General features: G+C 68.2%; 5 protein-coding genes. 2 read left to right on the top strand and 3 right to left on the bottom strand.

What is annotated here, in order from left to right; all coding sequences use genetic code 11:
- Positions 1–85: 85 nt before the first annotated feature.
- From senA to OXU42_03485, 3 genes are read right to left on the bottom strand one after another with little or no spacing between them, the layout of a single operon-like run.
- Entirely contained in the window at positions 86–1,390 is a 1,305-nt protein-coding gene (gene senA / locus OXU42_03495) for a selenoneine synthase SenA (GenBank protein ID MDE0028453.1), read from the bottom strand.
- Positions 1,391–1,450: 60 nt separating this feature from the next.
- Positions 1,451–2,599 (bottom strand): beta-N-acetylglucosaminidase domain-containing protein, encoded by a 1,149-nt coding sequence (locus OXU42_03490; GenBank protein MDE0028452.1) that lies wholly within the window; start codon positions 2,597–2,599, stop codon positions 1,451–1,453.
- Positions 2,596–3,720 carry an amidohydrolase family protein gene (locus OXU42_03485; protein MDE0028451.1) on the bottom strand — a complete coding sequence of 375 codons (1,125 nt, stop codon included), beginning with the start codon at positions 3,718–3,720 and terminating at the stop codon, positions 2,596–2,598. The genes OXU42_03490 and OXU42_03485 overlap by 4 nt, the downstream gene beginning before the upstream one ends.
- A gap of 248 nt (positions 3,721–3,968) precedes the next feature.
- On the opposite strand from OXU42_03485, the gene OXU42_03480 reads away from it, so the two are divergent.
- Together OXU42_03480 and OXU42_03475 are read left to right on the top strand one after the other, a co-directional pair.
- Positions 3,969–5,351: an efflux RND transporter periplasmic adaptor subunit gene (locus OXU42_03480; protein ID MDE0028450.1), complete on the top strand. Its 1,383-nt coding sequence runs from the start codon at positions 3,969–3,971 to the stop codon at positions 5,349–5,351.
- Positions 5,338–8,475 (top strand): efflux RND transporter permease subunit, encoded by a 3,138-nt coding sequence (locus OXU42_03475; GenBank protein MDE0028449.1) that lies wholly within the window; start codon positions 5,338–5,340, stop codon positions 8,473–8,475. Before OXU42_03480 ends, OXU42_03475 begins: the two co-directional genes overlap by 14 nt.
- Positions 8,476–8,539: the final 64 nt, after the last annotated feature.

Genomic DNA, 8,539 nt, shown 5'->3' with positions numbered 1-8,539 from the left:
TCGCTACGCTCAGGACGAACGGACAATAACGCCAACCCGTTCGTCCTGAGCGTAGCGAGGTCTGCCGAGCGAAGTCGAAGGACCGCTAGTCCATCGCGCACGTCCGGAAACCCGCCAGCACGTCCCGCCGGTCCGGGGTGAAGAAGTTCCGCCAGGTGTTGCGGATCAGATGGGAGCGGGTGGCCCAACAGCCGCCGCGCAGCACCTTGCGGTCGCCGAACCAGGGCTCGGAGTACTCCTTGTACGGGTCCCGGACGAAACCGGGGTAGGGGTGGAAGGCGTCGGCCGTCCACTCCCACACGTTTCCGATCATCTGCCGGCAGCCGGCGGCGCTGTCGCCCGCTGGGAGCGCGTCCACGGGCAACCGGCCTCCGGCGGCCCAGTCGAGGTTGCCGTGGGAGGGGTCGGGCGCCTCTTCGCCCCAAGGGTAGCCGCGTTTGGCCGCTTCAGGGTCCGTGCCGGTGGCGGGGTCCACGGTCGCCGCCATCTCCCACTCCGCTTCCGTCGCCAGCCTCCGCCCGGCCCACCGGCAATAGGCCTCGGCCTCGTACCAGTTGACGTGGATCACCGGCAACTCCGCCTGGAGCGGCCCCCAGCGGTCGAAGATCCGCTCCAGCCACTGTCCCGGCGACTCGCGCTTCCAGTATACGGGATGCGTCGCGCCCTCGGCCTGCCGCCAGCTCCAGCCCTCGTCACTCCACCACCGCCGATCCTCGTAGCCGTTGTCGTCGGCGAAGGCGGCGAACTCCTCGTTGGTCACCGGGGCGCGGGCGATGCGGTAGGGGACCACGGTCACCGGGTGGCCCCATTTCTCGTTGTCGAAGACGAACGGAAGGTCGGGCGTGCCGCCAAGGACGAACTCGCCGCCCGGCATCTCCACGTCGCCGGGGCAGGGGCCGCCCCGCGGCGCCGCGCGTCCCGTCACGAACGGGGGCGGGGGATAGCCCAGGGTCTGGCGCGTGTAGGTCATGGCCTCCGCGTGCATGTCCTCGTGGAAGATCACCAGCTTGTGGAAGTAGGTCTCCTCCGGACTCAGGCGCTCGGCGGGAAGCTTGTCCGTGATCTCCCGCAGCACGCGCTCCTTGTAAGCGAGGGTCTCTTTCAGCGGCGGCAGCGCCAGCACCCAGCGAGTGTCGTGGTGCACGGCCGCGGAGTCGTAGAGTTCGTCGCCGTTGGAAATGATGGGGTCGTGGCCGCGCAGGTGCCGCAACGCCCACCGTTCGTGAAACCAGGACACGTGCCCGATCTCCCAGAGCGGCGGATTGACGATGTTCAGCATGGGCACGGTGAGCTGATCGCCGGAAAGGTCTTCCACCAGGGCCAGAGTCCGCGAACGGACCTCGTTCAGGGTGTCCAGTATCTCACGGGTGGATACGTTCTTCTCTTCCATGATGCCCGTGTTCCGTCCTTGAATAACACGACATATGCTGGTTCTTTGCCGGACAGGACGCTAGCGGAGCGCGCGCTCCATTCTCTCCCGCCACGGCTCGAACTCCCGGCACCACCCTTCGCCGCGGCGGGCCAGCAGATAGCCGTTGGCGGTTTCCAGCGCGTTCCGCTCCGACTCCGAGAACGTCGCCGCGCCGGCGGCCTTCGCGTCCCTTTCGCAAAACAGCCGGAGCGCCCGCCAGTGCTCCAGGTTGTCCGCACCGAACCGCTCCGTCACCGCCGTCTCCCAGCTCGCTTCGGGGTCGTAGGCTCCGGGGTCCCGCGCGTAGTCGAAGCAGGTGGCCATGGGGACGAAACTCAGTTCCTCCTGCAGCAGCGGGTTGGTCAGATGCGCGCGCACCCGCTCCGGCAGCCGCGGGTCCCGGCCGGTGAGAGGCCCGATGTGCATCTCGTCGGCCATGGTGAGGTCGTTGACCGGGTAGTTGTCCCAGAGCAGCAGCCGGTGCCCCATCCTCTCGCCGATTTCCTCCATATCGGCGAGGGTGACGTTCTCCGGCACCACCTTGGTCCCGGTCCAGAAGCAGGCCACCGGCTCCGGCAGGTAGCGCCCGACGGTCTCCGGGAACTCCGGCTCGAACTCGCCGAACATCCGCGCAAGCAGCGGGTCAGGGGTGTAGTACGAGGGACAGAACCACCACTCCGCGTCCCAGTCCGCGGGCTGCGCCTCCAACACCGCCTCCAGCCACAAGGACTCCGCCTTGGCCAGGCTGTTGTCGTACTTTTTCACGTCTCCGGGGTCGGTAAGGTGCGACGGGATGTCGTCGAACAACACCGCGAAGGTGCGCACTCCCCGGTCGTAGAGCCGCGCCGCCTTGTCGAGCAGGACGCGCACGGGTTCCGCGGCGGCGAAGCAGAGGTCCTTGCCCGGGTGAAAGCCGTACACGAAGTCGATGCCGTGGCCCTGGGCCGCATCGATGAGGCGGCATAGCTCGCGCCACTCCGGCTCCGGGTAGGGGAGCCGCCAGCGCTCCCGGTGGTAAGGGTCGTCCTTGGGCGCGTACAGGTAGGTGTTCATGCCGCGCGCGGCGCCGAACGCGAACATCGCCGCGCGGTGCACCATGCTCCACGGGGGACCGAAGAAGCCTTCAACGATCCCCCGCCGCTCGAATGTCGCTATGGAGTTAGTGTCCTGTCCGACTGGAGATGTCACTGACCCATGTTGTACAGCCGGGCGCAGTTGTCCCAGAGGTACTTCCGCTTGGACTCGTCGGAGAACGGCATCTCCAGGAAGGTATCCAGCGAGTGGGGATACTTGACGTCCAGGTGCGGATAGTCGGTGGAGAACACCACGTTGTCCTCCAGGCCGAACTCCGGAATGTGCTTGGCGGTGACCTCGTCGCATTCGACGGCGCCGAAGCACTGGCGCTGGAAGTACTCCAGCGGCTCGAGCTTCAAGTCCGGGTACTCGGCCTTGCCCACTGACTCCATGTAGTCGCCCATGCGGTACAGGAGCCACGGGAGCCAGGAGCAGTTGCCCTCCAGGAAGGCCACGCGGAGCTTGGGGAAGCGCTCCATCACGCCGCCGTAGATCATGTCCGCGCACGCGAACATGTTGGCCAGCGGAAAGCTCAGGGTGTTGAACATGGAGAACGACGGGATGAACTGCGAGATGGCCGGCTGGGGTTGATAGACCCGTCCGGCCTCGTGGAAGCCCACCGGCACGTTCAGGCTCTGGCATACCTCCCACAGGGGATCGTAGTAGGGGTCGCTCCAGCACTTGCCGTTGGTCTGGTTGGGACGCATGAAGATGCCCCGGAACCCCATCTCGGTCACCGTCCTCCTGGTCTCGGCCACCGCCGCCTCGACGTTCTGGGGCGGCACCATGGCGACGCAGACCATGCGGTCGCGGTCGGCCTGCGCGAAGTCGTAGAGCCAGTCGTTGTAGGCTCGGGAGATGGCCGCCGCCAGTTCCGGGTCGAGCCCGTCGATGCCGAGGACGAAGAGCCCGCGCGTGGGGAACAGGAACGCCACGTCGAGGCCTTCCTTGTCCATGGCCATGACCTGGCTTACGCCGTCGAAGTTGCGCGCGGCCACGTCGCTGTATTTCTCCTTGAGGGTGGCCAGGCGGTAGTCCCTCAGCCCCGGGTTCTCCGGCCGCCTCGGGATCGGCAGGATCTTGCCGTCGAGTTCGACGCCGAGGTCGCGGAAATCGCGCTGCAAGCCCTTGGGGGCGCGGTCCTTGAACTCCGGGTCGATATAGCGCTGCCACAGGTCGTGGGGCTCGAACACGTGCATGTCGGAGTCCATTGCCTTGAAGCCTTGTTTGGCCATGTCATTCTCCTCCGCGAAGGTGATTGTCCCCGAGAGGCGGGACGGCTTGCGGCACGAAATGCCCGAATCGTAGGCTGTCACCAATGGCCTGTCAAGCGGCCTTGCGTCCCGCCGGCGTGGCGGTTGCCCCTCTCCGGCAAAACCCCTATCCTCGGATGTTCGCGGGACACGCGCCGGATGGACGGAACCCCGCATCGTCCAATCAGGTGGAGTTGCGTCCCCGAAACGGACCGTTTAGGCAAGAAGTCATGTCCCTCCATTCCCTGTCTCTCGTGCCGCGGCCGGTCCTCCTGGCCGCATGCCTGCTGGCAGCATTCGTCTTGTGCGCCGTGGACGCGTGGCCGCAGCGCTGGGGGCCGCGCCCGGTGGCGGTGAAGACGGCGCCCGTGCAATCGAAGGCGATCCCGGAAGAGGTCTCCTTCATCGGCACCATCGAGCCCAACGTCGCCACCACGGCGGCGGCGGTGGTGGCGGGCCGGGTGGCCGCGGCCGGCTTCCGGGAAGGCGACGCGGTGGCGGCGGGCAAGACCGTCCTGCTGCAAGTGGACCGGGGGCGGCGCGAGATCGCGTTGCGCGAGCGCGCGGCGGCGGTGGCCCGGGCGAAGAAGCAGTGGGACAAGGTCCGGGAGGGCTCCCGCTCCGAGGAGGTGGCGCAGAGGCTCGCCGCGGCCAAGGAGCAGGAGGCGATCCTGCAGCACCACGAGCGCGACCTCGAACGCGCGCGGCGGCTCCATGAGGGAAGGCTCATCAGCCTGGCGGAGTTCCAGAAGGTGGAGAGCGACTACCTCGCCGCGCGCGAGAAGTACGGTAGCGCCCGGGCGGCCTTGGATCTCACCCGCTCCGGCGCCAGGGCCGAGGACATCGCCATGGCCGAGGCCGAGCACGAGGAGGCCCGGGCGCGCATGGACGCGGTGGCCTACGAGATCGACAGGAGCACGCTGCGCGCGCCCATCTCCGGTTTCATCGTCAGGAAGCACGTGGACGTGGGCGACTGGGTGAACGCGGGCGAGCCCGTGGCGGACCTGGTGGACCTGGATCCGGTGTTCGCGTCCGGGCCGGTGGGGGAGCGCAAGATCGCGCGGTTGCGCACGGGTCTCCCAGCCAACGTGACGCTGGACGCCTTCCCCGGCGAGGTCTTCTCGGGCGAAGTCGCGCACATCGTTCCCCAGGCGGATACGCGCAGCCGCAGCTTCCCGGTGAAGGTCCGGCTCGCCAACGCCCGCGGACGGCTCAAGGCCGGCATGCTGGCGCGCGTCACGGTGATCGTTTCGAGCGGCGAGCCGAGCGTGCTGGTGCCCAAGGACGCGGTGGTGCGGCGCGGCCCGGACGAGGTGGTCTTCGTCGTGTCCAACGGTCAGGCCAAGGCGGTGAAGGTGAGCACCGGGCGCGGCTACCGCGCGTTGCTGGAAATCGCCGGCGGCGACCTCAAGCCCGGCCAGCAGGTGGTGACGCTGGGCAACGAGGTGTTGCGGGACGGGGCCAAGGTACAGCTAGGCAACGGGGCCGGGCCGCGGGGAGGACCGGGAGGCGGCAGGCCCGGCGGACGGCCGGGGGCGCGGCCCGGCGGACCTGGAGGAAGGCCCGGCGGTCCGAACGCCGGCCCCGATTCGAGACGTGATGGGAATCGTTGATTTCTGCGTGCGCAATCCGGTCTCGGTGACCGTCGGCATCATCCTGGCGGTGCTCTTCGGGACCATCGCGCTGTTCCGCCTGCCCGTGCAGATGATACCCACCGTGGACCGGCCCGAGATCACGGTGGAGACCGAGTACGGCGGCGCCGGGCCCTTAGAGGTGGAGCGCGAGGTGACCGACCGGCTGGAAGAGCGGCTCAACGCCGTGGAGCGGCTCAAGCAGGTTTCCTCCAGTTCCATCGAGGGCCGCTCCCGGGTGGTCCTCAGCTTCGACTGGGGCACCAACAAGGACATCGCGCGCCTGGGCGTTTCCGAGAAGCTCGACACCGTCAGGGACCTGCCGCCCGACGTCGGCGAGTCCCGCATCCGCGCGGTCAACACCGACGAGGAGAGCCCGATCTCGTGGATCATGGTGGATACGGAGCGGGACCTCAACGAGGTGTGGGAGGAGCTGAAGGACGTCATCGTGCCGCAGATGGAACGGGTCCCCGGCGTCGGCGCGGTGTGGCGCTTCGGCGGCCGCGACCGCCAGGTGCACGTGACCCTGGATCCCAGCGCCATGGCGGCCCGCGGCATCACGGTGGCGGAGGTGCGGCAGGCCGTCACCCGCGAGAACCGCAACGTCAAGGGCGGTGACCTGAGCGAGGGCAAGCGCCGGCACGTGGTGCGCACCCTCGGCCAGTTCGAGGAACTCCATCACATCGCTGACGTGGTGGTGCGGCACGACGCCCAGGGGCCCGTCTACGTGCGCGACGTGGCCGCCGTCTCCTTCGGCCACGAGGACCGGGACTTCGCCGTGCGCATCGACGGCAGGCTCGCCCTCGGCATGGGCATCCTGCGCCGTTCCGGGGCCAACACCATGGAGGTCATGGAGGGCGTCCGGGAGACCCTGAGCCGGCTGCAGGAGCGCTACGGCGAAAAGGGTATCGATCTGACGATGGTCTACGACGAGACCGACTACATCCACGACTCCATCGACCTGGTGACTCGCAACATCTACTTCGCGGTAACCCTGGCGGTGCTGGTGCTGCTGCTGTTCCTGCGCAGCCCCGCCAGCATCATCGTCGTGGGGGTAGCGATCCCCGTGTCCATCGTCACCACCTTCGTGGTCCTCAACATCGTCGGCTCGTCCCTCAACGTCATCATGCTGGCCGGCCTGGCCTTCGCCACCGGCATGGTGGTGGACAACGCCGTGGTGGTGCTGGAGAACGTGTTCCGCCACCGCGACATGGGCAAGGGGCGCGTGCGCGCCGCGCTGGACGGCGCGCGCGAGGTGGGGGGCGCGATCCTGGCGTCGACGCTCACCACGGTGGCCGTGTTCGTTCCGGTCCTGTTTGTCCGGCAAGAGGCCGGACAGCTTTTCCGGGACATCGCCCTGGCCGTGTCCGTGGCGGTGGCCCTGTCCCTGGTGGTGGCCCTCACCGTGGTGCCCATGCTCTCCGCCCACATCCTGCCCGAGAAGGCGCGGACGCGGTTCCGCCGCCTGCGCGCGGTCATGTCCGTGCTGGACCGGGCCGGCGCCGGGTTCTCCGGGATGGTCCTCGGACTGCTGGCGTGGCTCCAGCGCGGCGCCGTGCGGCGGGTGGCGGTGGTCCTTTTCATCGTGGGCGGGTCGGTGGCGCTGGCCTGGTGGTTCGCGCCGCCGCTGGACTATCTGCCCCGCGGGAACCGCAACTTCATCTTCGGCGTGGTGAAGATGCCGCCGGGTTTCAACACCGACCAGAAGGAATCGATCATCAAGGAGATCGAATCGCGCGTCCGGGGCATCCCCGAGATCGAGCGCATGTTCGCCGTCATTCGCCTGGACACCCCCATCATGGGGGCCATCGTGAAGGAACCCCATACCGATCTGAACGGCATGCGCCGGGTGGTGGGGACCATGCGCCGCGCCGTCGGCGGCATTCCCGGGACCCAGGCGGTGTTCATCACCCAGGCGTCCCTCTTCCGCCAGCGGGGAGGCTTCATCGGCGGCAACAACGTGGCCCTCGACGTCAAGGGGGACGACCTGCAGGCCATCCGGAACATCGCCAGGGGCCTCGAAGGGAGCATTCGTGGGGTGGAGGGGGTGAACTTCGTCAACTCGTCCTTCGAGTGGGGCAATCCCGAGATCCGGGTACACCTGGACCGCGACCGTGTCTCGGCCCTGGGCCTGCGCGCCTCCGACGTGGGCGACGTCATCGAGACCGCGGTGGAGGGCACCCGCGCCGGGCGTTTCCGCGAAGACGGCAAGGAGATCGACATCATCCTCAAGGGGCCGCGGGACGAGATGGCCCACACCCAGGACCTGGGCGCGCTCATGCTGTCCGACGGCGCGGGCCGGCTGGTGCAGCTCTCGGACATCGCGGAGATCCGCCCGGGCGACGGTCCCACCAAGGTCGAGCACGTGGACCTCGACCGCGCCATCAAGCTGAACGCCAACATGCACCACGCCATGCCGCTGGAGGAAGCCGTGCGGCTGGTGGAGGACGGCGCGGTGGAGGAGGTGCGGCGCACCCTGCCGCTGGGTTACTCCATCGCGGTGAGCGGCCAGGCGCAGAAGCTGGCGGAAACCTGGGACGCCTTCAAGTGGACGTTCCTGCTGGCCGTGGTGGTGGTCTACCTGGTGATGTGCTCGCTGTTCGAATCCTGGAGCTATCCGCTGATCATCATGTTCAGCGTGCCCCTGGCGGCCACCGGCGGCATCCTCGCCGTGAGCCTCGGGCACGCCACCGAGCCCACCATCAAGATGGACACCGTCACCATGCTGGGGTTCATCATCCTGACCGGCATCGTGGTGAACAACGCCATCCTCATCGTGCACCAGACCCTCAACTTCATCCGCGCGGGGGAAGAACCCCAGGCGGCGCTGCTGGCCAGCGTGCGCACCCGCATCCGCCCCATCTTCATGACCACCGCCACCACCGTGTTCGGCATGCTGCCGCTGGTGCTGTCCCGCGGCGCCGGCTCCGAGCTCTACCGCGGCCTTGGCTCCGCGGTCCTTGGCGGACTGGCGGTATCCACCCTGTTCACGCTCGTGCTCACGCCCACGCTCTACTCCCTGTGGCTGGATGTGCTGGCGCGGGTCCGGCGCAGGGCGCCCGACGAGACCCCCGCCGAGGCCATGCCCGCACCCAGCGTGGAGTAGAGCCCTCTTGCCAACCCGTGCCGGCTTCTGGCACGTAAGTCCTCAACGAACACGTAACAGGAGC

This window comes from Deltaproteobacteria bacterium, from assembly GCA_028818775.1.
Lineage (GTDB): Bacteria > Desulfobacterota > Binatia > UBA9968 > JAJDTQ01 > JAJDTQ01.
This window is presented reverse-complemented; position numbering and strand designations above follow the sequence as displayed.